At 56.5% G+C, this 24,810-nt stretch carries 27 protein-coding genes and 1 pseudogene; 11 read left to right on the top strand and 17 right to left on the bottom strand.

Translation table 11 applies throughout. The features are described 5' to 3' along the window. Positions 1–228, top strand: a pseudogene (locus QMX84_RS06535) (hypothetical protein); the annotation flags it as partial. Positions 229–446: 218 nt separating this feature from the next. On the opposite strand, the gene tyrS reads toward QMX84_RS06535, so the two are convergent. Further along, the gene (gene tyrS / locus QMX84_RS06540) at positions 447–1,646 is read right to left on the bottom strand and encodes a tyrosine--tRNA ligase (protein WP_123750923.1); all 1,200 of its coding nucleotides are present in this window, start codon (positions 1,644–1,646) and stop codon (positions 447–449) included. A 212-nt stretch (positions 1,647–1,858) separates the two neighbouring features. Between tyrS and QMX84_RS06545 the strand changes: the two genes are divergently transcribed. Next, positions 1,859–3,259: a peptidoglycan DD-metalloendopeptidase family protein gene (locus tag QMX84_RS06545; RefSeq protein ID WP_262124274.1), complete on the top strand. Its 1,401-nt coding sequence runs from the start codon at positions 1,859–1,861 to the stop codon at positions 3,257–3,259. A gap of 3 nt (positions 3,260–3,262) precedes the next feature. Further along, the gene (locus QMX84_RS06550) at positions 3,263–4,354 is read left to right on the top strand and encodes an anhydro-N-acetylmuramic acid kinase (RefSeq protein ID WP_262124270.1); all 1,092 of its coding nucleotides are present in this window, start codon (positions 3,263–3,265) and stop codon (positions 4,352–4,354) included. A gap of 61 nt (positions 4,355–4,415) precedes the next feature. Here the strand turns inward: QMX84_RS06550 and erpA are convergent, their stop codons facing one another. Both erpA and argC read right to left on the bottom strand, forming a co-directional pair. Further along, entirely contained in the window at positions 4,416–4,766 is a 351-nt protein-coding gene (gene erpA / locus QMX84_RS06555; RefSeq protein ID WP_048372172.1) for an iron-sulfur cluster insertion protein ErpA, read from the bottom strand. Between the two features lie 147 nt (positions 4,767–4,913). After that, on the bottom strand, positions 4,914–5,948 hold the full coding sequence (argC, locus tag QMX84_RS06560; protein WP_282363432.1) for an N-acetyl-gamma-glutamyl-phosphate reductase: 1,035 nt from the start codon (positions 5,946–5,948) through the stop codon (positions 4,914–4,916). A gap of 133 nt (positions 5,949–6,081) precedes the next feature. Here argC and hemJ point away from each other — a divergent pair, with 133 nt between their 5' ends. The 6 genes from hemJ to coq7 all read left to right on the top strand — a co-directional run bounded on the left by hemJ (position 6,082) and on the right by coq7 (position 10,116). Next, positions 6,082–6,507, top strand: a complete 426-nt coding sequence (gene hemJ, locus QMX84_RS06565) for a protoporphyrinogen oxidase HemJ (protein WP_048372176.1) — start codon at positions 6,082–6,084, stop codon at positions 6,505–6,507. A gap of 30 nt (positions 6,508–6,537) precedes the next feature. After that, the gene (locus QMX84_RS06570; RefSeq protein WP_153335048.1) at positions 6,538–7,497 is read left to right on the top strand and encodes a nitronate monooxygenase family protein; all 960 of its coding nucleotides are present in this window, start codon (positions 6,538–6,540) and stop codon (positions 7,495–7,497) included. A gap of 60 nt (positions 7,498–7,557) precedes the next feature. Then, on the top strand, positions 7,558–8,076 hold the full coding sequence (locus QMX84_RS06575; RefSeq protein WP_262124268.1) for a DUF805 domain-containing protein: 519 nt from the start codon (positions 7,558–7,560) through the stop codon (positions 8,074–8,076). 76 nt (positions 8,077–8,152) lie between these two features. Further along, entirely contained in the window at positions 8,153–8,941 is a 789-nt protein-coding gene (locus QMX84_RS06580; protein WP_153335050.1) for an SDR family oxidoreductase, read from the top strand. A gap of 66 nt (positions 8,942–9,007) precedes the next feature. Beyond that, complete coding sequence (locus QMX84_RS06585; protein WP_282363433.1) at positions 9,008–9,346, top strand: histidine triad nucleotide-binding protein; 339 nt, start codon at positions 9,008–9,010, stop codon at positions 9,344–9,346. Positions 9,347–9,468: 122 nt separating this feature from the next. Continuing rightward, a complete protein-coding gene (gene coq7, locus QMX84_RS06590) occupies positions 9,469–10,116 on the top strand; it encodes a 2-polyprenyl-3-methyl-6-methoxy-1,4-benzoquinone monooxygenase (RefSeq protein WP_282363434.1) in 648 nt (215 codons plus the stop codon). A 69-nt stretch (positions 10,117–10,185) separates the two neighbouring features. Here the strand turns inward: coq7 and speD are convergent, their stop codons facing one another. Both speD and QMX84_RS06600 read right to left on the bottom strand, forming a co-directional pair. Further along, positions 10,186–10,977: an adenosylmethionine decarboxylase gene (speD, locus tag QMX84_RS06595; RefSeq protein ID WP_048372186.1), complete on the bottom strand. Its 792-nt coding sequence runs from the start codon at positions 10,975–10,977 to the stop codon at positions 10,186–10,188. 238 nt (positions 10,978–11,215) lie between these two features. Next, positions 11,216–11,638, bottom strand: coding sequence for an OsmC family protein (locus tag QMX84_RS06600; protein ID WP_048372189.1), 423 nt, complete (start codon positions 11,636–11,638; stop codon positions 11,216–11,218). A gap of 221 nt (positions 11,639–11,859) precedes the next feature. Here QMX84_RS06600 and crp point away from each other — a divergent pair, with 221 nt between their 5' ends. Next, positions 11,860–12,504: a cAMP-activated global transcriptional regulator CRP gene (crp, locus tag QMX84_RS06605; RefSeq protein WP_048372190.1), complete on the top strand. Its 645-nt coding sequence runs from the start codon at positions 11,860–11,862 to the stop codon at positions 12,502–12,504. On the opposite strand, the gene QMX84_RS06610 is transcribed toward crp, so the two are convergent. The 7 genes from QMX84_RS06610 to rpe form a co-directional block, all read right to left on the bottom strand. Next, positions 12,501–13,202 (bottom strand): lipoate--protein ligase family protein, encoded by a 702-nt coding sequence (locus QMX84_RS06610; RefSeq protein ID WP_262124266.1) that lies wholly within the window; start codon positions 13,200–13,202, stop codon positions 12,501–12,503. The two genes, crp and QMX84_RS06610, sit on opposite strands and share 4 nt — an antisense overlap. Before the next feature lie 25 nt (positions 13,203–13,227). Next, complete coding sequence (gene trpC / locus QMX84_RS06615; protein WP_262124265.1) at positions 13,228–14,064, bottom strand: indole-3-glycerol phosphate synthase TrpC; 837 nt, start codon at positions 14,062–14,064, stop codon at positions 13,228–13,230. Beyond that, on the bottom strand, positions 14,061–15,110 hold the full coding sequence (gene trpD / locus QMX84_RS06620) for an anthranilate phosphoribosyltransferase (RefSeq protein ID WP_153335053.1): 1,050 nt from the start codon (positions 15,108–15,110) through the stop codon (positions 14,061–14,063). The genes trpC and trpD overlap by 4 nt, the downstream gene beginning before the upstream one ends. Positions 15,111–15,119: 9 nt before the next feature. Then, positions 15,120–15,713, bottom strand: coding sequence for an aminodeoxychorismate/anthranilate synthase component II (locus tag QMX84_RS06625; protein WP_048372197.1), 594 nt, complete (start codon positions 15,711–15,713; stop codon positions 15,120–15,122). Positions 15,714–15,724: 11 nt separating this feature from the next. Then, the gene (trpE, locus tag QMX84_RS06630; protein ID WP_282363435.1) at positions 15,725–17,212 is read right to left on the bottom strand and encodes an anthranilate synthase component I; all 1,488 of its coding nucleotides are present in this window, start codon (positions 17,210–17,212) and stop codon (positions 15,725–15,727) included. 69 nt (positions 17,213–17,281) lie between these two features. Further along, positions 17,282–18,100: a phosphoglycolate phosphatase gene (locus tag QMX84_RS06635; RefSeq protein WP_282363436.1), complete on the bottom strand. Its 819-nt coding sequence runs from the start codon at positions 18,098–18,100 to the stop codon at positions 17,282–17,284. Beyond that, the gene (gene rpe, locus QMX84_RS06640; RefSeq protein WP_048372202.1) at positions 18,097–18,771 is read right to left on the bottom strand and encodes a ribulose-phosphate 3-epimerase; all 675 of its coding nucleotides are present in this window, start codon (positions 18,769–18,771) and stop codon (positions 18,097–18,099) included. Before rpe ends, QMX84_RS06635 begins: the two co-directional genes overlap by 4 nt. 284 nt (positions 18,772–19,055) lie before the next feature. Here rpe and QMX84_RS06645 point away from each other — a divergent pair, with 284 nt between their 5' ends. After that, positions 19,056–19,514 carry a transposase gene (locus QMX84_RS06645; RefSeq protein ID WP_282363437.1) on the top strand — a complete coding sequence of 153 codons (459 nt, stop codon included), beginning with the start codon at positions 19,056–19,058 and terminating at the stop codon, positions 19,512–19,514. A gap of 3 nt (positions 19,515–19,517) precedes the next feature. Here QMX84_RS06645 and QMX84_RS06650 read toward each other — a convergent pair whose 3' ends face one another. The 5 genes from QMX84_RS06650 to QMX84_RS06670 form a co-directional block, all read right to left on the bottom strand. Then, a complete protein-coding gene (locus tag QMX84_RS06650) occupies positions 19,518–20,342 on the bottom strand; it encodes an ABC transporter permease (protein ID WP_048372203.1) in 825 nt (274 codons plus the stop codon). 10 nt (positions 20,343–20,352) lie between these two features. Continuing rightward, a complete protein-coding gene (locus QMX84_RS06655) occupies positions 20,353–21,600 on the bottom strand; it encodes an ABC transporter permease (RefSeq protein WP_048372205.1) in 1,248 nt (415 codons plus the stop codon). Between the two features lie 68 nt (positions 21,601–21,668). Continuing rightward, complete coding sequence (locus tag QMX84_RS06660; protein WP_048372207.1) at positions 21,669–22,709, bottom strand: ABC transporter substrate-binding protein; 1,041 nt, start codon at positions 22,707–22,709, stop codon at positions 21,669–21,671. A 40-nt stretch (positions 22,710–22,749) separates the two neighbouring features. Next, complete coding sequence (locus tag QMX84_RS06665) at positions 22,750–23,874, bottom strand: ABC transporter ATP-binding protein (RefSeq protein ID WP_048389627.1); 1,125 nt, start codon at positions 23,872–23,874, stop codon at positions 22,750–22,752. A 296-nt stretch (positions 23,875–24,170) separates the two neighbouring features. Continuing rightward, entirely contained in the window at positions 24,171–24,800 is a 630-nt protein-coding gene (locus QMX84_RS06670; RefSeq protein WP_048372210.1) for a response regulator transcription factor, read from the bottom strand. Positions 24,801–24,810 lie beyond the last annotated feature (10 nt).

A 24,810-nucleotide genomic window follows, 5' to 3' on the forward strand; every position in this document is an offset into this window, starting at 1 on the left:
TTGGCTCAGCAATCGTTGGTTACATCTTTGATTTCTCGCGGAGTAACTTGTGATGCTGATAATCTTTTTGACTATCAGTCTGACTCCACAAGCACCCACACGAATTGCTTGATTCAGTTGTTAAAGAGCGGTTGGTTAAGCTTTCGCTCAACCGAGGCGCGCATTCTACAGCAGCCTCTGTTGCTGTCAAGCGGTTATTTTAAGATGTTTTCAAAGTTTCCTTTGTAACATCAACCACTTGCGCTTTCGATCTCTCGTTAGCGGGAGGCGAATTCTACAGCGTTACACGCCGCTGTCAACACCTCATTTCCTGCTTCGATGAATTGAAGCTGGCACCGTCAAAACCATCCAACTCGTTGATATTCAAGGAGTTTTACGTTTCGACTGCGCCGGAAGTGGGCGCATTATAGGCTAATAAAATGCGCCGTCCAGCACTAATTTCAGATTTATTCAGCTTTTAGCGTAATTCGCGCAAAAGACTTCTTGCCAGCCTGGCAAACGTGAGTCGAACCCACTGCATATATATAGGAGCGATCAACCACCTCACCATCTATACGCACACCACCCGAGCCCAGCAAATCCCGCGCAACCGCAGAGTTCTTCACCAGGCCTGCTTTATTAAGGACGGCCGCAATCGGCATGTCTTCTGCCGATACGAGCTCGATCTCAGGCAAGTCATCCGGCAACTCACCATCCTTCATCCGGTTACCCGCACCGCGATGAGCACTAGCTGCCGCTTCTTCACCATGGAAACGCGCCACGATCTCTTCAGCCAGCTTGATCTTGATGTCACGCGGATTAGCCCCCGCCTCAACATCAGCACGCAAAGCATTGATTTCGTCCATCGAACGGAAGCTCAGCAATTCGAAGTAACGCCACATCAACGCATCCGGGATAGAAACCAGCTTGCTGTACATCACGCCCGGCGCTTCCTGGATCCCGACGTAGTTACCCAAAGACTTGGACATCTTCTTAACACCGTCCAACCCCTCAAGCAGCGGCATGGTCACGATGCACTGAGCTTCCTGGCCGTAACCGCGCTGCAACTCACGCCCCATAAGCAAGTTGAACTTCTGGTCAGTACCACCCAGCTCAACATCGGCCTTCAGCGCAACAGAGTCATAACCCTGCACCAACGGATAAAGGAACTCATGAATAGCGATTGGCTGGTTGGTGGTGTAGCGCTTATCGAAGTCATCGCGCTCTAGCATGCGAGCAACGGTGTACTGAGACGTCAGACGAATAAAGTCAGCAGGCCCCATTTGATCCATCCAGGTGGAGTTGAACGCCACCTCGGTCTTGGCCGGATCAAGAATCTTGAAGACTTGGGTTTTATAAGTCTCGGCATTATCGAGCACTTGCTCGCGCGTCAGCGGAGGACGCGTAGCACTCTTGCCACTTGGGTCGCCAATCATCCCGGTGAAGTCCCCAATAAGGAAAATCACCTGATGCCCCAGATCCTGGAACTGACGCAGCTTATTAATAAGCACGGTGTGCCCCAAGTGCAGATCCGGCGCCGTCGGGTCGAAACCTGCCTTAATACGCAACGGCTGGCCGCGCTTGAGTTTCTCGACCAATTCAGACTCGACCAGCACCTCTTCGGCACCACGCTTGATTAGCGCTAGCTGCTCTTCAACCGACTTCATATCAGACCCGTAAGGCTCAAATTCAAAAAGGAACCAACCATACAAGATCAGAGACTAATTACAAGTTCTGCCCGGCATATGGCGACCATCCGCCCAGGAAAGGTTCGTCGACTTGCTTCAAGGGTGATTTGGTTATATTTTATACAGTTATTTCATCTTTACCGTGTCAGTCATCTTTTCCAATTCATCCTTTATTCAAAGTCAAATTATCTATGACCAGTCAACCGCCTAAAGCGCCACCGCTTTATCCGAAGACCCACCTGCTTGCCGCAAGTGGTATCGCCGCCCTTTTAAGCTTGGCTTTGTTGGTTTTCCCATCGAGCGAAGTAGAAGCAAAAAGAACAACCCTGAGCCTCGAACTGGAAACTCCTGCCGAGCAACTCAAGCAAGACCAAGGCAGCGAAGAGTTGGTCCAGACGACCAACGACGCCACCCCAGCGCCTTTTGCTCAAATAGAACAGCCAGACAGCACCCCTGAAGCCACCGCCAAAGTCGAAGAACCCAAAGCCCCAAACCATCGTGAAGTGGTCGTCACCAAAGGCGATACGCTATCTACTCTATTCGAAAAAGTAGGCCTGCCCGCGTCCTCCGTTCATGAAATTTTGGCCAGCGACAAACAAGCCAAGCAATTCAGTCAGCTCAAACACGGCCAGAAACTTGAGTTTGAAGTGGGCCCTGACGGTCAGCTAAACAACCTGCACAGCCAGATAAGTGATCTTGAAACCATAACCCTCACCAAAAGCGCCAAGGGCTACGCGTTTCGTCGCGTTACCGCACAACCGACTCTCAAATCCGCCTACGTACACGGCGTCATCACCAGTTCATTGTCTGCTTCCGGCCAGCGTGCAGGCTTGCCGCACAGCATGACCATGCAAATGGCCAAGGTGTTCGGCTACGACATCGACTTCGCCCAGGACATCCACCCAGGCGACCAGTTCGAAATCATCTACGAACAAAAAGTGATTAACGGCAAGACCGTCGGCACCGGCAACATCCTGTCTGCCCGCTTTACCAACCGCGGCAAAACCTACACCGCAGTGCGCTACACCAACAAGCAAGGCATCAGCAATTACTACACCGCTGACGGCAACAGCATGCGCAAAGCATTCATCCGTACTCCGGTTGATTTTGCCCGTATCAGCTCGCGTTTCTCGTCAGGCCGCAAGCACCCCATCCTGAACAAAATCCGCGCCCACAAGGGCGTCGATTATGCGGCTCCGCGCGGCACACCGATCAAAGCAACGGGCGATGGCAAAGTCTTCCTTGCAGGCCGCCAAGGTGGCTACGGCAACACCGTGATCATTCAGCACGGCAATACTTACCGCACCCTGTACGGGCACATGCAAGGCTTCGCCAAAGGCATTAAAACCGGTGGCACAGTGAAGCAAGGCCAAGTGATTGGTTACATCGGTACGACGGGCCTGTCCACCGGACCGCACCTGCATTACGAGTTCCAGGTCAATGGCGTTCACGTAGATCCGCTTGGCCAAAAGCTGCCAATGGCAGACCCTATCGCAAAAGCCGAGCGCACACGCTTCCTGCAACAAAGCCAGCCATTGATGGCCCGCATGAACCAAGAGAAAGCCACTCTCCTGGCTTCGAGCAAGCGCTAAGCCATGGCCCTCTATATAGGCGTAATGTCCGGCACCAGCCTGGACGGTCTGGACATTGCACTTATAGAGCTGGGAGCGAGCATCAAACTGCTCGCCACCCACTACACGCCTATGCCAGACGCACTGCGCAATGAACTACTGGGTTTGTGCAGTAGCGGACCAGACGAAATAGCCCGTTGCGCCATCGCTGAAAACCATTGGGTCGAACTCGCAGCTCAGGGCATCAATAGCCTGCTCAAGCAGCAGCAACTGTCGCCCAGCGCCATCCGAGCCATTGGCAGCCATGGCCAGACGATCCGGCACGAGCCGGCACAAGGTTTCACCGTCCAGATCGGTAACCCTTCCTTGCTGGCCGAGCTCACCCATATTTGCGTAGTGAGTGATTTCCGCCGTCGCGACGTAGCCGCTGGCGGTCAAGGCGCACCGCTGGTTCCAGCCTTCCATGAAGCCTTATTTACCGATGATGTAGGCTACCGAGCAGTATTGAACGTAGGAGGCTTCAGCAATCTAAGTCTGATTACTCCTGAAAACCCAGTAGCAGGGTTCGACTGCGGCCCGGGGAATGTTCTGCTGGATGCCTGGATACAAACGCAACGCAATGAACTCTATGACCGAAATGGCCAATGGGCAGCCAGCGGCAAGGTCGCCCCTCTTCTGCTTAGCACCTTACTGAGTGACCCTTTCTTTCAAACAAAGGGCCCAAAGAGCACAGGCCGCGAGGTGTTTAACCTCCCATGGTTGCAGAATCACCTGAATGCGCTTCCGGTCTTTGCCGCAGAAGATGTTCAGGCCACCCTGCTAGAGCTCACCGCACAGACTATCGTGCAGTCACTGCAGGCAGCCCAAGCGAATACCAGCGAACTGTTAGTCTGCGGGGGTGGAGCGCATAACGGTGCATTGATGACCCGCCTCGCTCAGTTACTGGGGCAAACACAGGTCAGCAGCACCCAGGCCAAAGGCGTTGACCCGGACTGGGTTGAAGCGATGGCTTTTGCATGGCTTGCGCACTGCTGCCTTGAAAACATCCCCACCAACCGCCCAAGCGTCACCGGGGCGCGCGGCCTGCGTGTTCTGGGCGCTATATACCCCGCCTGATCGCAGACAGCAAAACGCCGCGATTCGACGCGGCGTTAAGGGTGTAGCAGGTAGCGCGACATTAAATCGAGAACGATGATCCGCAACCACAGGTCGTGGTTGCATTCGGGTTCTTGATGACAAAGCGCGAACCTTCCAGGCCTTCCTGATAATCCACCTCAGCACCTGCCAAGTACTGGAAGCTCATCGGATCGACCACCAGGCTTACGCCTTCGCGCTCAACGATGGTGTCATCGTCGGCCACGTCTTCATCGAAAGTAAAACCATACTGAAAACCGGAACAACCGCCGCCCGTTACAAATACGCGCAACTTCAAACGATCATTACCCTCTTCATCGACCAGGCTCTTCACCTTGTGCGCAGCACCTTCGGTGAATTGCAAAGCCGTGGGGGTGAAGGATTCGACGCTCATGCTGACTATCTCCCGGCGCTATGCCGCCATAATGCGTGATGAAGCGCATTATCCGCTTCTCCTAGAAAAGCGGTCAACTATTAAGGGAGCAGCGGCAAGCTTCAAGCTACACGCTTGCCGCGCACAACGTGAAGCTTACAGCTGCTCTTACGGCAACATTCCTGCGTGAGACAAGCCCAGGCGCTCATCCAGACCGAACAGAATGTTCATGTTCTGCACCGCTTGGCCAGAAGCCCCTTTAACCAGGTTATCGATAACCGACAACACCACCACCAAGTCACCGTCCTGTGGGCGATGCACCGCGATACGGCACACGTTCGCCCCGCGCACACTGCGGGTTTCCGGGTGGCTGCCGGCAGGCATCACGTCAACAAAAGGCTCGTTGGCATAACGCTTTTCGTACAACGCCTGCAAGTCGACCGAACGATCCACCACAGTGGCGTAAAGCGTGGAATGAATACCACGAATCATCGGCGTCAGATGTGGGACGAAGGTCAAACCCACGTCTTTACCTGCAGCACGACGCAAGCCCTGACGAATTTCTGGCAAATGGCGATGCCCTTTTACCGCATAAGCTTTCATGCTTTCGGACGTCTCGGCATACAACGAGCCGACACTGGCACCGCGCCCGGCACCGCTGACACCCGATTTACAGTCAGCAATCAGCACAGAGGTATCCGCCAGCCCGGCTTCCAGCAACGGCAAAAAGCCCAGTTGTGCGGACGTTGGATAGCAACCCGGCACCGCAATCAGGCGGGCCTGTTTGATTTGCTCGCGGTTAACCTCAGGCAAGCCATAAACAGCTTCCTTCAACAACTCTGGCGCGCCGTGAGGCTGACCGTACCACTTGGCCCATTCATCCGCGTCCTGCAAACGGAAGTCTGCCGACAGGTCGATCACCTTGGTGCCAGCCGCCAGCAATTCGCCAGCCAGTGCATGAGCAACGCCGTGAGGCGTGGCGAAAAACACCACATCGCAGGCCGCCAATGTCTGAGTGTCCGGCACGCTGAACGCCAGGCCGTCATAGTGACCGCGCAGGTTCGGGTACAGATCGGCAACTGGCAGGCCCGCCTCGGATCGAGAAGTGATGACAACCACTTCAGCTTGCGGATGCTGTGCCAGCAAACGCAGTAATTCGACACCGGTGTAACCCGTGCCGCCGACAATACCGACCTTGACCATAACCTGCCCTCAACGAACCCACTGGAAAGCCCTCGATAATAGGGACACCGCGCCCCTGCGACAACCGTCAAGGTGACTCTCAGATGCTCTACTACTACTATTTGGTCTACCGTGAACCTGGGAATAACTAAAAATGCTTTATCTATGGATCAAAGCCTTCCACATCATCAGCATCGTCTGTTGGTTTGCAGGCCTGTTTTACCTGCCCCGCCTCTTTGTTTACCACGCACAAAGCGAAGATTCCGTCAGCAAAGAAAGATTCAGCCTCATGGAACGCAAGCTATATCGCGGCATCATGGGCCCCGCAATGATCGCCACCCTGATCTTCGGCGGCTGGCTGCTCTACCTGACCCCGGGCTTTCTCAGCCAAGGGTGGATGCACGCCAAACTGACCCTCGTGTTCCTGCTGATCGGTTATCACCACATGTGTGGCGCTCAGGTAAAACGCTTTGCCCGTGGCGAGAACACGCGCAGCCACGTGTTTTATCGCTGGTTCAACGAAGTCCCTGTTTTATTCCTGCTGGCCATCGTCATCCTGGTGGTGGTCAAACCGTTCTGAATTTAACTCTCCCAACTCTGAGGTTATCCAATGTCACTGCCTGCTTTGCTGGATCAACGCTTGCGCCTGCCGGTAGTTGCCGCGCCCATGTTCCTGATTTCCAACCCGCAACTCGTCCTGGCGTGTTGCCGCAATGGTGTCGTGGGCAGCTTTCCGGCGCTCAATCAACGTGACAGCAGTGGTTTCAAAGCCTGGCTTGAAGAGATCGAAGCCGGGCTGGCGACATTGGAAAACCCGGCGCCCTACGCCGTTAACCTGATTGTGCACAACAGCAACCCACGGCTGCAGGCGGATCTGGCGATTTGCATTGAGCATAAAGTGCCCATCGTCATCACCAGCCTGGGCGCAGTTAAAGAGGTCGTTGATGCCGTCCACAGTTATGGCGGACTGGTTTTCCACGATGTGACCACCCGCCGCCATGCCGAAAAAGCCGCAGAAGCGGGTGTCGATGGCCTGATTGCAGTAGCCGCAGGCGCCGGTGGCCATGCTGGCACCTGGAGCCCGCTCGCGCTGGTGGCAGAGATTCGTCAGTTCTTCGACAAAACCATTCTGCTGGCCGGTTGCATCAACCACGGCCACGAAATTTTGGCCGCTCAGGTGTTGGGCGCAGACCTCGCCTACTTGGGTACACGCTTTATCAGCACCCAGGAAAGCCATGCCCCTGACGCGTATAAAGAGATGCTTCTGGCCTCCCATGCCGCCGACATCATCCACACCGCGGCGGTATCGGGCGTACCCGCCAGCTTTATGCGTCAAAGCCTTGAGAATGCAGGTTTTGATCTGGCAGCCCTTAAAACCCAGGGCGAAGTAAAACTCAAGCCGCTCACCGACGAAGCCAAAGCCTGGAAAACCGTGTGGTCAGCGGGTCAAGGTGTAGGAGAAATCACCGATCTACCGACAACCGAGCAATTAATTACCCGCATGGATGAGGAATACCGCACAGCGTTAAGCCTTACCTCACAGCTGGCCCAGCACTGGCCGCGACACTGACACCTAGAAGCCCGCCCACCCGGCGGGCTTTTTTAAAGACACACCGACAAGGAAGCCTTCATGCCAGAACCAATCCCGGGCAATACACCCTCAGAAGCACCTTTCGCCACGCTGGACCCTCTGGGGTTTGACGGTCGCATTGGCCGTTTGCGATTTTTGGTCTGGAGCACCGTGATCACCCTCATTGCTATCGTGACCGGGGTATTGGTACTGCTGGCCGTCAATGTTTCACCCACATTGGGTATTACCTGCGGCGCAACACTGGCCATTGCTTATGCGTTCATTAGCCTGAGAATTGGCGCCCAGCGCCTGCATGACCTCAATTGGTCCGCCTGGATGTTGCTGCTGCATCTGGTACCGATGGCCAACCTGGTACTCGCGGTCATGATGCTCCTGATGCCCGGCACAGAAGGCCCGAATAAATACGGCCCGCCGCCACCGCCCAACAGCCGCTCAGTCACCATCGGCGCGTGGATCATCATTTTCTTCATCGGTTTAAGCCTGTTCGTGATGGCGGCGCTCTTCGCTTTAGGCTTAATGGCAACGTTGATCAACGCAGCCACCAGCAACACCCTGTAAACTGCGCAGCTAAATGAACGCGTTAACGCCAGGGACATCATTGTCACCGGACTGTACCGTTGCGATGGAGAGAAACATGACCCGTTACGCTTTGATCACTGGCGCTTCCAGCGGCATCGGCCTGGCCCTGGCAGAAGCGCTTGCCCGCCGCGGGCGCAGCCTCATCCTGGTTGCCCGTCAGCGCGATGCGCTGGAAAGCATTGCGCTTGAGTTGACCCAACGTTTCGGTGTCGAAGTCTTGTTCCGCGCCTGTGACTTGGGCGAACCCCTGCGCCTGTCCGGCTTCTTGCTGGAGCTGGAAGAAGGTGACCGGCAAATCGACTTGCTGATCAACTGCGCCGGCATTGGCACTTGCGGGCCGTTCCTCGCCCATGACTGGAGCGCCGAGCAAGACCTGATCGAGCTCAACATCCTGGCCCTGACCCGCATGTGCCATGCCATTGGCAACATGATGGCCGTGCAGGGTGGCGGGCAAATCCTCAACGTCTCCTCGATCGCCGCCTACCAGCCCGGCCCGTGGCTCAGCACCTACTTCGCGAGTAAAGCGTATGTACTGCATTTCTCCGAAGGCTTGCGCGAAGAAGTGAAAAAAACCGGCATCAAAGTCTCAGTGCTGTGCCCTGGAGTCACCCGCACCGGCTTTTTCGACGCGGCAAACATGAACCCGGAAGCCGTCAAACGTAATAAAAGTGCCCTGAGCCCCGAAGAAGTTGCTCTTTTCACTGTGCGGGCACTCGACAAGAACAAGGCGATTATCATGCCCGGCTGGCGCAACCGCTGGCTCACGCGCATGCCACGCCTGCTTTCTCGCTGGCTGACCCGCAAAATCGCAGCCTCAGTGAACAAATCTTACTGCCCGCGTTAACGAGACTGGGCGTAATCGGTGTCCGTGAGTACACTCAGACCGGACTTCACTCACGGAGACAACGCTTTGGATACTCTGTTCACCAAAATCATCAACCGTGAAATACCGGCCAATATCATCTATGAGGATGATCAAGTGCTGGCTTTCCACGATATTGCCCCCCAAGCGCCGATTCACTTTTTGGTCATTCCAAAAAAACACATCGCCACCCTCAATGACCTGACCGAAGAAGACAAACCGCTGGCCGGGCACATTCTGTTCACCGCGCAGCGCCTGGCCAAAGAGTTGGGCTGCGAAGACGGTTTTCGCGTAGTGATGAACTGCAATGAAAATGGAGGCCAGACGGTCTACCACATTCATATGCACGTTCTGGGTCAACGCCAGATGAACTGGCCGCCGGGCTGATTGCCCTGCCAGACCGTACACACCGTGGGAGCCACCGCTCCCACGCCGACGCATGATCCAACGCAAACCCTGCCTGCGCGTTTGAGGTAAACTGGCCACCGTGATTTTTTCCGGAGGTAAGCATGACTACCCAACGTCACTACTCGCCGATTGACCGTCTCCTGTTGCAAGCTGATACCGCCATGCGCACCCTGCTGCCCTTCAGTGGTCAGCCGCATCGCCCTTCCCCGGCCATTGTCAAAACCGAAAAGCCGCTGGATGAAAAAACCGCCCGCCACGTAGCCGGGCTGATGCGCATCAACCATACCGGCGAGGTATGCGCCCAAGCGCTGTACCAAGGGCAGGCCTTGACCGCCAAACTGCCGCACGTGCGCGAAGCGATGGAACATGCCGCCGAAGAAGAAATCGACCACTTGGCCTGGTGCGAACACCGCATCCACCAACTGGGCAGCCATACCAGCGTGCTCAACCCGCTGTTCTACGGCATGTCATTTGGCATCGGCGCTGTCGCTGGCCTGATCAGCGACAAGGTCAGCCTGGGTTTTGTTGCCGCGACTGAAGACCAAGTGTGCAAACACCTCAACGAGCACCTTGAGCAACTGCCTGCCGAAGATGAGAAATCCCGCGCCATCCTCGAGCAGATGCGCCTCGACGAAGAACAACACGCCGAGTCAGCATTGAATGCAGGCGGCTATCACTTCCCGGCGCCGGTAAAATTTGGCATGAGCCTGCTGGCAAAAGTCATGACCAAAAGCACCTATCGCATCTGACCCCGGCATTCGGGTCATAAAAAAAGGCGGTTACCTCTCGGTAGCCGCCTTTTTTTGTTGCGCGAAACCTTACCCCATATTGCGGGCGTAGAAGATTTCGAGCATTTCATGCTTCACGCGCTCAGTGACCTGCGCACGTTGTTCAACCGACAGATTGCTGGTCGCGTCGCCGAACAGGTAATTATCCAGTTCGAAGTTCTTGAGCAGCATCTTGGTGTGGAACAGGTTTTCCTGGTACACGTTCACGTCGGTCATCTGGTAACCGTCGCGGGTATCTTCGGAGAGGTAGTTCTGGATCGAGTTGATCTCGTGATCGATAAAGTGCTTTTTGCCTTCTACGTCACGGGTAAAACCACGCACACGATAGTCGACCGTCACGATATCCGAATCAAACTGATGGATCAGATAGTTGAGAGCTTTAAGCGGTGAAATAACGCCGCACGTCGACACGTCAATATCCACACGGAAAGTCGCAATACCGTCCACAGGATGAATCTCTGGATAGGTGTGCACCGTGATATGACTTTTGTCGAGATGACCCAAAATGGTCTCAGGCAGCGGGCCAGGAGATTCTTCGATCTGGCTTTCGGTAGGCGTTACCGGTTGCTCAGAAATCAGAATAGTGACGCTGGCGCCTTGTGGATCGTAATCCTGACGAGCGATGTTCAGGATGTTGGCCCCAATGATATCGACCACATCTGTGAGGATCTGCGTCAGGCGTTCTGCGTCGTACTCTTGATTGATGTACTCAACGTATGCCTGCTGGTCTTGCGGGGTTTCCGCGTAGCAGATGTCATAGATGTTGAAGCTCAAGGTCTTTGTCAGGTTATTGAACCCGTGGAGCTTGAGTTTGCTTTTCACCGTTATAAAACTCTCTATGTCGATGCGGCTCGGCCGCGTGATCCAGCATGCCCGTCAAGTGCGTGGACGCACCTGCGTAGGACGGTTAACACCTCTTCGCGATGGCGATTTTGGTTATTTGTTCGGACGTGAGCCGGGGTTATTCCCTGCCACTGCCCTTAAAAAAGTGGCGCATTATGCAGACGTCAGCTTCTGATCGCCAGAGTCTGCAATGCTTTTATGTAAATTGGATGTCGGCTCAGCCTAGTTCAACAATTTCATAGTCGTGGCTAATAGCTACACCGGCTGCGCCCAGCATGATCGACGCCGAGCAATACTTCTCGGCAGACAGCTCGATTGCACGCTTTACCTGAGCTTCTTTCAGGCCACGGCCCTTGACGACAAAGTGCAGGTGGATCTTGGTGAACACTTTTGGGTCTTCAGTGGCGCGTTCTGCTTCCAGAAAAGCCTCGCAGCTTTCAACCGGCTGACGCGACTTCTTGAGGATACTGACGACATCGAAGTTGCTGCAGCCGCCGAGCCCCAGCAGGAGCATTTCCATAGGTCTTACACCCAAGTTGCGACCGCCACTCTCAGGAGGGCCGTCCATGACAACCACATGGCCACTCCCTGATTCGCCCAGAAACATGGCTTCACCTGCCCATTGAATGCGTGCCTTCATCACCCAGACTCCACTGTTCTAAAAGGGGCGCCAGCTTAGCACAGGGCCTTAAAGCGGTGACTCACCGCACCAAAGGCTTTATCCGTCAGCCCATAATAAAAAATCTACAAACCATACAGAATCTGTCTGTTAAGCTGGCGCCAAATCACTGGCGCCAGCCAGCCAGCGCTCTATATAAAATTAGATCTGCCCCTTACTGTGTACGCTTTCGGGATACAACCATGGTTGCTATTACCCCCCTATCCAAGATCAAGAATCTCGACAAATTTTTGACTCATTGCCAACGCAGACGCTATCCAACCAAGAGCAATATCATCTGCGCAGGCGAACACTCACACACGCTGTTTTTCATTCTCAAAGGCTCTGTCACCATCCTGATTGAGGACGACGAAGGGCGCGAAATGATCATTGCCTACCTCAACTCAGGCGACTTCATTGGCGAGCTGGGCTTGTTTGAACAGGCAGGCCAGGAACAACCCCGCAGCGCTTGGGTTCGGGCCAAGACTGAATGCGAAGTCGCAGAAATCAGCTACGTAAAATTCAGAGAGTACGCACAACAAGAACCCGAGATTCTTTACTCCCTGAGCGGCCAGATTGCTCAGCGTCTGCGTAACACCACACGCAAGGTGGGAGACTTGGCGTTCTTTGATGTCACCGGCAGAGTCGCACGTTGCCTGCTGGACCTGTGCAAACAGCCCGACGCCATGACCCACCCGGACGGGATGCAGATCAAAATCACGCGTCAGGAAATCGGCAGAATTGTCGGTTGTTCACGAGAGATGGTCGGCCGTGTGCTCAAAGGTCTTGAAGAACAAAACCTGGTCAGCGTCAAAGGCAAAACCATGGTGGTGTACGGTACCCGCTAAGGGCGTAGCAGGGGCGCCAGAATCTGTTGATAACTGGCCTCCAGGCGCTCGAAGAAATCGGGCGCGACAAACACTTCATGCAAGGCAATATGGCTGTCAGCTAGGCAGTGTTGATCTTGCGCACAGCGCTGATTGAAACGATTGACGGCAGCCACCATCGACTCACGTTCATCTTCAACCAGCAATGCACCGTGCACCAGCCCCACAGGCCGTTGGCCACCCTGGCTTTGGCGCCAGCGCTGAGCCGTGCCAACCAGTTTGCGGGCATTGAGATTGACGTTAAAACGGCCATCACAAAAGGCGCCTTCGACTTCGCCTAAAGACGCCGTGCCGCCCAAAGCTGTCAACAGATCACAGATCGGGTCACACAAGCGGCGATAGGCCGTTTCGATACGACCGTGATCGCCTTCGCTGCGGGGTGGTGCATACACCAGCGCGATATTGACCGTAGAGGGCGATTGAGGAACGGGCTCTCCGCCCGTCTCACGCAACAAAATCGGCCAACCACTGGCGGCCAATTCAACACTGGCTTGATCAAACCCGGCCAACCGGCTCAAGCGCCGAGGCATCACCAGCGCACGGTCAGTGGGTTGCCAGAACAGCACACCCGCCTCAGCCTGCCCAGCACACACCGAAGCCAGCAAATCCTGCTCGGCTTTAAGACCTGCTTCGACGGTGAGTTGCTGGATAAGCGCCATAGAGACCTGCCTGAGACAAAACGGGTTAGTCCAGCGTCGAGCCTGTCACATGCACGCTACGCTCCGGGAAGAACAAACGCTGCAGCTCAACACCTGGCTGCTCAGCGCGCATAAACACCTCACCAACGAGGAACGAATACACCTCACTGATTTCCATCAGCTCAACGTCGGCCCGGTTGAGAATCCCGCTTTCAGTGATCACCAAGCGATCACGCGGCACCCGTGGCAACAAGTCCAGCGTGGTTTCCAGGCTGACCTCAAAGGTGTGCAAATTGCGGTTGTTGATACCCACCAGCGGGGTATCCAGGGTCTTCAAGGCACGTTCCAGTTCATCGGCATCGTGCACTTCAACCAGCACATCCAGGTTGACGCTTTTGGCAACAGCAGCCAGCTCGGCCATCTTCACGTCATCCAGCGCAGAGACGATCAGCAACACGCAGTCCGCCCCCAACGCGCGCGCTTCAACGATCTGATAAGGATCGATCATGAAGTCCTTGCGGATCACCGGCAACTTGCACGCTGCCCGGGCTTCACGCAGGTACTGATCAGCGCCCTGAAAGTAGTCAACGTCGGTCAAAACCGACAAACACGTTGCGCCGCCCAGCTCATAACTTTTGGCAATGTCGGCCGGAACAAAATCTTCGCGGATCACGCCCTTGCTCGGCGATGCCTTTTTGATTTCGGCAATCACCGCCGGTTGCTTCAGTTTGGCCTGGGCCAACAAAGCTTTGGCAAAACCGCGTACAGGATCTGCCTGAGCCGCCAGACCTTCAAGCTCCGCCAGGCTCAAGCGTGCGCTGCGCTCGGCGACTTCTTGAACTTTACGCGCCAGAATTTTTTCCAGAACGGTAGGCACACTCATGCTTCATTCTCCTGCTTGAAGATCGCGGTAAAGGCGCCCAGCTCTTCGAGTTTTTCTCGCGCCAGACCTGTGTGCAATGCATCGTGGGCCAAAGCCACACCCTCTTTGAGCGTGTAGGCAAGGTCAGCGGCGTACAGCGCAGCGCCGGCATTGAGTACGATCATTTCAGCGGCCTTCTGGCCCGCCTCAGTTTTGCGACGGCCCAAGGCATCGCGGATCAGCTCCAATGATTGCGCCGGGCTATCCACCACCAGGCCAAACAAACTCTGGCTCTTTATACCCAAGTCTTCTGGCTGAACCCAGTACTCAGTGATTTCACCTTTTTTCAGCTCGGCCACAAACGTTGGTGCGGCCAGGCTGAACTCATCCAGACCGTCTTGCGAATGCACCACCAGCACGTGTTTGCTGCCCAGACGCTGCAACACTTCAGCCAGCGGACGGCACAGCGCCTGGTTGAACACCCCGACCACTTGATGCAACACACCAGCCGGATTCGTAAGCGGGCCAAGCATGTTGAACAAGGTGCGCAGCCCCAGGTCGCGACGCGGGACTGCCGCGTGCTTCATGGCGCCGTGATGGGACTGGGCAAACATAAAGCCAATGCCGACGCTGTCGATGCAACGCGCCACCTGAACAGGTGTCAGGTTCAGGTACACACCGGCAGCCTCAAGCAGGTCGGCACTGCCGCTTTTGCCCGACACCGCACGGTTACCGTGTTTGGCCACCGTGCAACCGGCAGCAGAAATCACCAGGGCAGACGCCGTGGAGACGTTGAAAATGTTCGCGCCATCACCCCCGGTGCCGACGATATCCACCACGCCGTCCAGGGTATTGAGCTCGACCTTGTCCGCCAACTCACGCATGGCCGTGACGGCACCAACGATTTCGTCGATGCTCTCGCTCTTCATGCGCATGCCCATCATGAACGCGCCAATCTGCGCTTCAGTGCATTGGCCGGTCATGATGTCGCGCATTACATCGCGCATCTCGGTTTCGCTCAAATCAAGGTGACCGACGATACGGCTCAGGGCTGTTTTGATATCCATAAGAAGTCCTTAGCGCGTGCCGCCAGTTTGTTTGAGGAAGTTAGCGAACAGTTCGTGGCCCTGCTCGGTCAGAATCGACTCCGGGTGAAATTGCACCCCTTCGATGTTCAGCGTTTTGTGGCGCAGGCCCATGATCTCGTCAACCGAACCATCGGCATGTTGCGTCCAGGCCGTGAGCTCCAGGCACTCCGGCAGGGTTTCGCGCTTGACCACCAGCGAGTGGTAACGCGTCACGGTCAGCGGGTTGTTCAGGCCCTGGAATACACCCGTGTCCAGGTGATAGACCGGGCTGGTTTTACCGTGCATCACTTGCCGGGCGCGAACCACGTCACCGCCAAAAGCCTGGCCGATGGACTGATGGCCCAGGCACACACCCAGAATCGGCAGCTTGCCGGCAAAGTACTTGATCGCTTCAAGGGAAATGCCCGCCTCATTAGGCGTGCACGGGCCGGGCGAGACCACAATGCGCTCAGGCTTGAGCGCCTCGATCTGGGCCACGGTCAATTCGTCGTTGCGCACCACTTTGACCTCGGCACCCAACTCGCCGAGGTATTGCACAACGTTGTAAGTAAAAGAGTCGTAATTGTCGATCATCAGCAACATGGCAAAGCTCCTCAGGCGTCGGATGCGGGGGTTTGTTCAGCGAGCGCTACGGCACGAAACATCGCGCGACGTTTATTCAGCGTCTCTTCCCACTCCAGGGCCGGTACCGAGTCAGCGACAATGCCGCCGCCGGCTTGTACGTGCAATTCGCCATCTTTGATCACAGCGGTCCGAATCGCGATGGCCGTGTCCATGTTGCCGTTCCAGGCGAAATAACCGACTGCGCCGCCATACACGCCACGTTTGACCGGTTCCAGTTCGTCGATGATCTCCATCGCGCGAATTTTCGGCGCACCCGACAACGTACCCGCAGGCAAAATGGCGCGCAACGCGTCCATTGCGGTCAGGCCGCTTTTGAGCTGGCCAGTGACGTTAGACACAATGTGCATCACGTTGGAGTAACGCTCGATCACCATCTTCTCGGTGAGCTTCACCGAACCGATTTCCGAAACGCGCCCCGTGTCGTTACGCCCAAGGTCAATCAGCATCAAATGCTCGGCAATTTCCTTGTCATCCCCCAGCAGGTCTTTTTCCAGCGCCAGGTCCGCTTCTTCCGTGGCGCCGCGTGGGCGAGTCCCGGCAATCGGGCGCACGGTAATCAGATTGTCTTCCACCCGCACCAGCACTTCCGGCGAACTGCCCACCACGTGGAAGTCACCAAAGTTGAAGAAGTACATATACGGCGTCGGGTTGAAGCAACGCAGCGCGCGGTACAGATCAATCGGCGCGGCCTTGAAGTCGATCGACATACGCTGCGACGGCACAACCTGCATGCAGTCGCCCGCCAGGATGTAGTCCTTGATCGTATCGACGGCTTTTTCGTAATCGGCCTGGGTAAAGCTGGAACGGAACACCGGATCAGCGGCTTGCTGCTGGGTGAAATCCAGGCCACGGCGCGGGGCAATCGGTTGGCGCAACTGCTCAAGCAACGCCTCAAGACGCGCCTGGCCCTGGTCATAGGCATCGGCCTCAGACGGATCCACCAGCACGATTGCGTGCATCTTGCCGGCCAGGTTATCGAAGACCACAACAGCGTCCGACACCATCAGCAAAATGTCCGGCACACCCAGCGGGTCCGGGTTCGGGCATTTACCCAAACGCTTCTCGACATAACGCACGCAGTCGTAGCCGAAATAGCCCACCAGACCGCCGTTAAAACGCGGCAGACCGGCAATGGTCGGTACGTTGTAACGCGCTTTGAACGCCTCAACGAAAGCCAACGGGTCTTCAACCTCGTGAGCTTCGATTTCTACACCGTCGTGGGTGATGCGGATCTGCTGCTCATGGGCACGCAACACCGTGCGGCATGGCAAACCAATGATCGAATAACGCCCCCACTTCTCGCCGCCCTGCACCGACTCCAGCAGATAGGAGTTAGGCTGGTCGGCCAGTTTCAGGTAGATCGACAGCGGCGTGTCGAAGTCGGCAAGGGTTTCACGTGCAAGCGGGATACGGTTGTAGCCAGCAGCGGCCAAGCGCAGGAATTCTTCGCGGATCATGAGGTGCCTCGTGGTCTGAGGTAAAACAGTCAGGTATGCAAACGTGCCGGATCTCCGGCCAGATAAAAGTCAGGCGCGCCAACGCCAACGGGCCAGGGCCTTGATAACTTTCATCCAGAGTTTGCGAGTGACCACCACGATGGAATCTCTTTGAGAGGGGTGAACAGGAGCGCCCAACGTTATCTCAGGCGCCGAATCTAAGCAACCGACTATCAGCTCTTGCAGGTTATCAATGACCGCATCCGGTGACTCTTCGGCAATCGGTCGGCCATGGTTATAGCCGTAGCTCAGCGCAACACAGCGCACACCTGCGGCCTTGGCCGCCAGCACGTCATTGCGCGAATCGCCGACAAACAGCGACTCCTGCGGGGTTACACCGGCCATTTTCATGACAAAAAACAGCGCTGCAGGGTCCGGTTTTTTCTGCGGCATGGTATCGCCGCCGACAATCCAGCGAAAAAACCGGCCCAGCTTCATTTCATCCAGCAGGGGCGCCACAAACCGCTCGGGTTTGTTGGTAATCAGGGCCATTTCAACGCCCTGCTTTTGCAGCCACTTGAGGCTTTCGCGCACACCCGGGTAAACCTTGGTGTGTTCATGGCCGCCCGCGTAGGCTTCCATGAAAATCTCCAGCGCCTGCTCGGCTTCGGCGTCATCGACGCCCTTTGCATCCATGTTGCCGGCCAGCGCACGGCGCACCAGCAGCGGCGCACCGTTACCGACCCACATCCGCACGTTCTCGATGCCCGCCGGTGGACGCCCCAGTTTGAGCAGCATGCTCTCAACGGCGACGGCCAGATCTGGAACCGAGTCGATCAAGGTTCCATCCAGATCGAACATCACCAGTTTAGGCAGCGGCCCCTGGAGCGACTGCTCAAAACGGCTCATGGGCGCGCCAACGCTAGCTCGGCGCGCATTTTCTGGATGACTTCTTCGTAGTTCGGCGTGTTGAAAATGGCCGAACCGGCGACAAAGGTGTCGGCACCGGCTTCAGCGATTTCACGGATATTGCCGACGTTCACGCCACCATCGATTTCCAGGCGGATATCACGGCCCGAAGCGTCGATCAGTGCACGGGCTTCGCGCAGCTTGTTCAACGTACCGGGGATGAACTTCTGCCCGCCGAAGCCCGGGTTCACGCTCATCAGCAAGACCATGTCGACCTTGTCCATCACGTACTTGAGCACATCCAGCGGCGTGGCCGGGTTAAACACCAGGCCCGCCTTGCAGCCGCCTTCGCGGATCAACTGCAAAGAGCGGTCAATGTGCTGAGTGGCTTCGGGGTGGAAGGTGATGTAAGTCGCCCCGGCTTCGATAAAGTCGCCAATGATCCGGTCGACCGGGCTGACCATCAAATGGGCATCGATGGGCGCGGTGATGCCGTACTTGCGCAGCGCCGCGCAGACCATCGGGCCGATGGTCAGGTTAGGGACGTAATGATTGTCCATGACATCGAAGTGCACGATATCAGCGCCCGCGGCGAGTACATTGTCGACTTCCTCACCCAGGCGGGCGAAATCGGCAGAGAGAATCGATGGGGCAATAGCGAAGGGCTGCATAACGCACCTTTTAATAAGCAAATCACGGTGGCGGGCATTGTATACGCCCTGCCAAGAAGCGCCACCGCACCGTGATGATTGGCGCCTAATGCCAACTTCACGACCGCTTCGCGCCCGATCGCAGCCTGCGGCAGCGACTACAGGGTACGCGCCTTGTAGCCGCTGCCGAAGGCTGCGATAAGGACCGAAGGACCTTCCAGCAATATCTTGCGAACAAAGGGTTCCGCTAGTTCCAAAGCCCTCGTCTAACGTTGAAAGTACATCGACTAAACGAGTGCAATGGAATGCCTTATTTCTCCAACGGAAGCCAACTATTAAAAGGACGGTCTTCAGAGCAGGGACGTATTTATTTACTGACCACCGTCACGGAGCAAAGGCGCCCCATTTTCAGTGATTTTCACATTGGACGGCTTATGGTCAGCCAAATGAGACAAGCGCACGATCAAGGCATTGTCGACTCAATTGCATGGGTGGTGATGCCGGACCACTGCCACTGGCTATTTGAGTTGCGCCAGAAAACACTGGGCGAATTAATGTGCCGCATCAAGTCACGCAGCAGCGTGACCGTTAACAACGCCAGCCAGTCCAGTGGTCGACTGTGGCAAAAGGGTTATCACGACAGGGCATTGCGCCGTGAAGATGACCTCAAGGCAACCGCCCGCTACATCGTACAAACCCCGATCCGTGCGGGCCTGGCCGCACGAATCGGGGACTATCCCTTATGGGATGCGTGCTGGATGTAACCCTTACGCCTGGGCCGTGCGCATTTTTTCGCTGCGCCCGCGCAACCACTCCAGGGTCAGCAACAACACCACCGAGAAGGCAATCAACAAGGTCGCCGCAGCGGCAATGGTCGGGCTGAGGTTTTCGCGGATGCCGCTGAACATCTGCCGTGGCAAGGTCGCTTGTTCGGGCCCGGCCAAAAACAGGGTCACGACCACTTCATCAAACGAGGTCGCAAAGGCAAACAACGCCCCCGAAATCACCCCCGGCGCAATCAGTGGCAAGGTCACCCGGCGGAACGCCGTCAGCGGCGAAGCCCCCAGGCTGGCCGCAGCACGCACCAGGTTCTGGTTGAAGCCCTGCAAAGTCGCTGACACGGTGATGATCACAAACGGCACGCCCAACACCGCGTGCACCACGATCAACGAAAAGTAGCTGTTACCCAGGCCCAGCGGCGCAAAGAACAGGTAACTGGCCACACCGATAATCACCACCGGCACCACCATCGGCGAGATGACCAAGGCCATCACCAGCGCCTTGCCCGGGAAGTGCCCCCGGGTCAGGCCAATGGCCGCCAACGTACCAAACACCATGGCCAGCACCGTCGCGGCAGGCGCCACGATCACGCTGTTTTTCAAGGCCCGCATCCACTCCGCCGAGCCAAAGAAATCCTGGTACCAGTGCAGCGAAAAGCCCTGCAACGGATACACCAGAAAACTGCCCGAGTTGAACGACAACGGGATGATCACCAGCACCGGCAAAATAAGAAACAACAGGATCAACCCACACAGAATGCGCAAGCTGTAAAACCACACCCGCTCAATGGGCGACATATAAGGACTCAGCATGGCGATCTCCTTAGCTCAAGCGCAGGCGGCTTGCGCCTACCAGCCAGTTGTAAATCAGATAAAGCACCACGGTCGCCAACAGCAGCAGGCCGCCCAGTGCCGTCGCCATGCCCCAGTTGATGCTGGTGTTGGTGTAAAACGCCACGAAGTAGCTGACCATTTGATCGTTCGGGCTGCCCAGCAAGGCCGGGGTGATGTAGTAGCCAATCGCAATGATGAACACCAGCAAGCAACCCGCGCCCACACCGGCATAGGTCTGTGGGAAATACACTCGCCAGAAACTGGCAAACGGGTGGCAACCGAGTGAGATCGCTGCGCGCATATAGGTCGGAGAAATGCCTTTCATCACGCTGTAGATCGGCAAAATCATGAACGGCAACAAGATGTGCACCATCGCGATGTAGACACCGGTCCGGTTGAACACCAGCTCCAGCGGCTTATCAATAATGCCCAGGCTCATCAGCCCGCTATTGATCAGGCCACCAGATTGCAACAAGACAATCCAGGCGGCGACCCGAACCAGCACCGAGGTCCAGAACGGCAACAGCACCAGAATCATCAACAGGTTGCTTTTGCGTGCTGGCAAGTTGGCCAACAGGTAGGCCAGCGGATACGCCAGCACCAGGCAGATGCAGGTGATGACAAAACCCATCCAGAACGTACGCGCAAAAATGTCCAGATAGATCGACTGATCCGGGGTGGCCGGGGCTATTTCGCCCAAGTCGTCGATACGGTGATCAACCGAGGCCAACAGGTAAAACGGGGTAACGCTTGAGGTGTTGCGCTTGATCGCCTGCCAATAAGCCGGGTCGCCCCAACGCTCGTCCAGGCCTTCCATCGCGTCTTTGTAAGACGCCGGCTGCGCCTTGAACGGCAGGCCCTTGGCGGTTTTCATCAGCAGGCTGCGGTAGCCGGCCAATTCCATGTTCAGACGCTTGGACAAATCACCCAGCACTTGATTCTTGCGGGCTTCGGCCAAGTCTTCGCTCAACGCCTGGTACACCGGCTCAGCGGGCAAGCCCTTACCGTCCCAGCTGTGCACAGCCACCACTGTACGCGGCAAACCCTCTACCACTTCCGGGTTACCGACACTTTTGTAGAGCAGGGCCGCGATGGGCACCAGGAACACCAGCAACAAGAAAATAACCAACGGTGCGATCAGGGCCTGCGCTTTCCAGCGATTAACCCGTTCGGCACGCTTTAGGCGTTTTTTCAACGACGTGTTGGAGACCTCGTTCAGGGGAACGGCGATGGCCATGGCGAACTCCGGAAATCTTTAAACGATGGCGGCGTGGCCAGATCAGCCACGCCGCCGTTGCGTAGTGCTTACTTGGCAGCCCAGGCGTTGAAACGCTGCTCCAGTTGCTCACCGTTATCAGCCCAGAAGCTGACGTCGATTTGCACCTGGTTAACGATGTTTTGCGGGGCGGTCGGCATGTCTTCCTGCACGTCTTTAGGCAGCAAAGGCATGGCTTCTTTGTTCGCCGGGCCGTACGCAATGTTTTGCGAGTAGAGGCTCTGCTGTTGCGGCTGCAAGGTGAAGGCCATGAACTTCTTCGCCACGTCGGCTTTAGCCTTGCTCAGGCCTTTAGGGATGGCCCATGCATCGAAGTCATAGATGCCGCCATTCCAGACGATCTTCAGATTGCTTTCTTTCTGTACCGCCGCGATCCGGCCGTTGTACGCCGAGCTCATGACCACGTCGCCAGAGGCCAGGTACTGCGGCGGCTGAGCGCCCGCTTCCCACCATTGGATAAAAGGCTTGAGCTCATCGAGCTTTTTGAAAGCGCGGTTCTGCCCGTCCTTGCTCGCCAGCACGGTGTACACGTCTTTCGGCGCCACGCCGTCGGCCATCAAGGCAAATTCGAGGGTGTATTTGGCGCCTTTACGCAGACCGCGTTTGCCCGGGAATTTCTGCGTGTCCCAGAAATCCGCCCAGCTGGTCGGTGCGGTTTTCAGTTTGTCTGCGTTGTAAGCCAATACCGTTGACCACACGAAGAAGCCCGCGCCGCAGGTCTGGATTGCGCCTTTTACGTACTGGTCCGGGTTGCCAAACAGTGCAGGGTCCAGCGCTTCAAACATGTCTTCATCGCAACCGCGGGCCAGTTCTGGCGACTCCACTTCTACCAGGTCCCAAGAGATGCTTTTGGTGTCGACCATGGCCTTGATCTTGGCCATTTCACCGTTGTACTCACCGGCGATGATTTTGCCGTCGCCCTTGGTTTCCCACGGCTGGTAAAACGCTTTGACCTGCGCCGCCTTGTTCGCGCCGCCAAACGACACCACGGTCAGGTCAGTCGCGGCCAGCGCACTGCCCGCAAACATCAGGCCGAGGCTCAGAGCCGTTAACTTTAAAGTCTTGTGCATTGTGTGTTCTCCGCTGTGCAGGGTGGGTGAAACCGGGCGATCAATTCGCCTCTAATACAGGGTCCAGCGCACGTACATGTTCGACTTGCCAGCCCAGCGGCACGACGTCGCCGACGGCCAGGGTGGGGTCCAGCTCGGCAATCGGCTGTTTCACAAAGAAATCGGTCTTGCCGCAGACTTCCAGACGAACCCGGACGTGGTCGCCCAGATAGATAAATTCTTCGACACGCCCCGAGAAACGGTTGGCGCAGGACTCGCTCGCGTCCTTGAGGGTGATGCGCTCGGGACGAATCGACAGCGTCACCGGATCGCCCGTGCGGCCCACATTCACGGCCAGCGCCTGCACCTTCTCGCCACGGCTCAACTCGACCACGCAGCGCTCCCCGTCCTGGCTGTGCAGACGGCCGCTGAGGCGGTTGTTCTCACCAATAAAGTTGGCCACAAAGGTGTTTTTGGGTTCTTCGTAGAGGGTACGCGGCGGGGCAATTTGCTGGATCTCGCCCTGATGGAAGACCGCCACCCGGTCGGACATCGTCAGCGCTTCGCCCTGGTCGTGGGTCACGTACACCACAGTCACGCCCAGGCGTTGGTGCAGGTGCTTGATCTCCATCTGCATGTGTTCACGCAGTTGTTTGTCCAGTGCGCCCAATGGTTCGTCCATCAGGACCAACTGCGGTTCGAACACCAGCGCCCGCGCCAGGGCAACACGCTGCTGCTGGCCACCCGACAATTGCGCCGGATAACGCTGCGCAAACGCTTCGAGCTGGACCATGCTGAGGACTTTTTTCACCCGCTCGCTGACATCGGTGCGGTTAAGGCCGCGCACCGTCAACGGAAACCCGAGGTTTTCGGCCACCGTCATGTGCGGGAACAAGGCGTAGTTCTGAAACACCATGCCGATGTCGCGCTTGTGCGGCGGCACATTATTGATGGCCCGCCCGGCCAGCAAAATCTCGCCTGCGGTCGGCGTTTCAAAGCCGGCCAGCATCATCAGACTGGTGGTTTTGCCCGAACCGGACGGTCCGAGCAAGGTCAGAAACTCGCCTTTGCGAATATCCAGATTAAGATCTTTGACGATCAGGTTTTCGCCGTCATAGCTCTTTTGCACGCCACGGAAGCTGACCAATACATCACTCGCCCCAGCGCTTGCACCGACCTCACTCATAACCGCACCTTTTGTTTTGGACTGCTGTAGTCCAAGACTAAAGAAGGTGCCAGCCCACAGAAATCGGGGCGCAGGAGAGATTTACATCAGCAGGCTGGAAGGCTTTTTGTAGGGATTGCCCTATAGCGATGTCGCAAACAGAACGCCCCCTGCCACCCAGCCCAACGACTACGTTGAGAGCCGTCACAAAACTGTCGCAAACAGATATGCACTCCCTCACCTCCACCCCGTAGGAGCTGCCGAAGGCTGCGATCTTTTGATCTTAAAAGATCGCAGCCTTCGGCAATCCATACGGTTCAGATCAACTTATGCTCCATCGCATACTTCACCAACTCCGCCAGCGAAGTGACGTTGAGCTTCTGCATCAGCCGCGCTTTATGGGTGCTGATGGTCTTGCTGCTCAGCGCCAGTTGCTGGGCAATGTCGTTGACGTTCGCGCCCTGGGCCAGGCGCTCAAACACCGAAAACTCGCGCTCGGACAACAACGCGTGCAGCGGCCGCTCATCCGTCAGCCCCACCTCAAACACCATGCGATCTGCCAGCTCCGGGTCGATATAGCGCCCGCCCGCGGCCACCTTGCGAATGGCGGTCAACAGCAGTGCCGGGTCGCTGTCTTTAGTGGCATAGCCCGCCGCGCCAAACTTCAAGGCACGGGCCGCCATTTGCGCTTCGTCGTGCATCGACAACACCAAAATAACCGGCGGGTTGTTCAACGCACGAATCCGCGGGATAGCCTCCAGCCCATTCACCCCCGGCATGGAAATATCCAGCAGCACCACTTCACACGGCACGTGGCGCAAGGTTTCAAGCAACTGCTCACCATTGCTCGCCTCGCCCACCACCAACAAGTCTTTCGCCAGGCCGATCAATTGCTTGATGCCTTCACGCACGATGGTGTGATCTTCTGCTACCAGTACACGAATCACAGGTCCTTCC

It is taken from the genome of Pseudomonas sp. PS01297 (assembly GCF_029959305.1).
Taxonomy (GTDB): domain Bacteria; phylum Pseudomonadota; class Gammaproteobacteria; order Pseudomonadales; family Pseudomonadaceae; genus Aquipseudomonas; species Aquipseudomonas helleri.

Bases quoted from the DNA above. Each gene is read 5' to 3' on its own strand.
- QMX84_RS06660 (WP_048372207.1), bottom strand. From the start codon at position 22,709: ATGCACAAGACTTTAAAGTTAACGGCTCTGAGCCTCGGCCTGATGTTT.
- crp (WP_048372190.1), top strand. From the start codon at position 11,860: ATGGTTGCTATTACCCCCCTATCCAAGATCAAGAATCTCGACAAATTT.
- QMX84_RS06665 (WP_048389627.1), bottom strand. From the start codon at position 23,874: ATGAGTGAGGTCGGTGCAAGCGCTGGGGCGAGTGATGTATTGGTCAGC.
- QMX84_RS06625 (WP_048372197.1), bottom strand. From the start codon at position 15,713: ATGTTGCTGATGATCGACAATTACGACTCTTTTACTTACAACGTTGTG.
- tyrS (WP_123750923.1), bottom strand. From the start codon at position 1,646: ATGAAGTCGGTTGAAGAGCAGCTAGCGCTAATCAAGCGTGGTGCCGAA.
- QMX84_RS06650 (WP_048372203.1), bottom strand. From the start codon at position 20,342: ATGCTGAGTCCTTATATGTCGCCCATTGAGCGGGTGTGGTTTTACAGC.
- QMX84_RS06610 (WP_262124266.1), bottom strand. From the start codon at position 13,202: ATGGCGCTTATCCAGCAACTCACCGTCGAAGCAGGTCTTAAAGCCGAG.
- QMX84_RS06545 (WP_262124274.1), top strand. From the start codon at position 1,859: ATGACCAGTCAACCGCCTAAAGCGCCACCGCTTTATCCGAAGACCCAC.
- trpE (WP_282363435.1), bottom strand. From the start codon at position 17,212: ATGATCCGCGAAGAATTCCTGCGCTTGGCCGCTGCTGGCTACAACCGT.
- QMX84_RS06655 (WP_048372205.1), bottom strand. From the start codon at position 21,600: ATGGCCATCGCCGTTCCCCTGAACGAGGTCTCCAACACGTCGTTGAAA.
- erpA (WP_048372172.1), bottom strand. From the start codon at position 4,766: ATGAGCGTCGAATCCTTCACCCCCACGGCTTTGCAATTCACCGAAGGT.
- QMX84_RS06570 (WP_153335048.1), top strand. From the start codon at position 6,538: ATGTCACTGCCTGCTTTGCTGGATCAACGCTTGCGCCTGCCGGTAGTT.
- coq7 (WP_282363434.1), top strand. From the start codon at position 9,469: ATGACTACCCAACGTCACTACTCGCCGATTGACCGTCTCCTGTTGCAA.
- trpC (WP_262124265.1), bottom strand. From the start codon at position 14,064: ATGAGTGTGCCTACCGTTCTGGAAAAAATTCTGGCGCGTAAAGTTCAA.
- QMX84_RS06575 (WP_262124268.1), top strand. From the start codon at position 7,558: ATGCCAGAACCAATCCCGGGCAATACACCCTCAGAAGCACCTTTCGCC.
- QMX84_RS06580 (WP_153335050.1), top strand. From the start codon at position 8,153: ATGACCCGTTACGCTTTGATCACTGGCGCTTCCAGCGGCATCGGCCTG.
- QMX84_RS06635 (WP_282363436.1), bottom strand. From the start codon at position 18,100: ATGAGCCGTTTTGAGCAGTCGCTCCAGGGGCCGCTGCCTAAACTGGTG.
- QMX84_RS06550 (WP_262124270.1), top strand. From the start codon at position 3,263: ATGGCCCTCTATATAGGCGTAATGTCCGGCACCAGCCTGGACGGTCTG.
- argC (WP_282363432.1), bottom strand. From the start codon at position 5,948: ATGGTCAAGGTCGGTATTGTCGGCGGCACGGGTTACACCGGTGTCGAA.
- rpe (WP_048372202.1), bottom strand. From the start codon at position 18,771: ATGCAGCCCTTCGCTATTGCCCCATCGATTCTCTCTGCCGATTTCGCC.
- hemJ (WP_048372176.1), top strand. From the start codon at position 6,082: ATGCTTTATCTATGGATCAAAGCCTTCCACATCATCAGCATCGTCTGT.
- QMX84_RS06645 (WP_282363437.1), top strand. From the start codon at position 19,056: ATGCCTTATTTCTCCAACGGAAGCCAACTATTAAAAGGACGGTCTTCA.
- trpD (WP_153335053.1), bottom strand. From the start codon at position 15,110: ATGGATATCAAAACAGCCCTGAGCCGTATCGTCGGTCACCTTGATTTG.
- QMX84_RS06600 (WP_048372189.1), bottom strand. From the start codon at position 11,638: ATGAAGGCACGCATTCAATGGGCAGGTGAAGCCATGTTTCTGGGCGAA.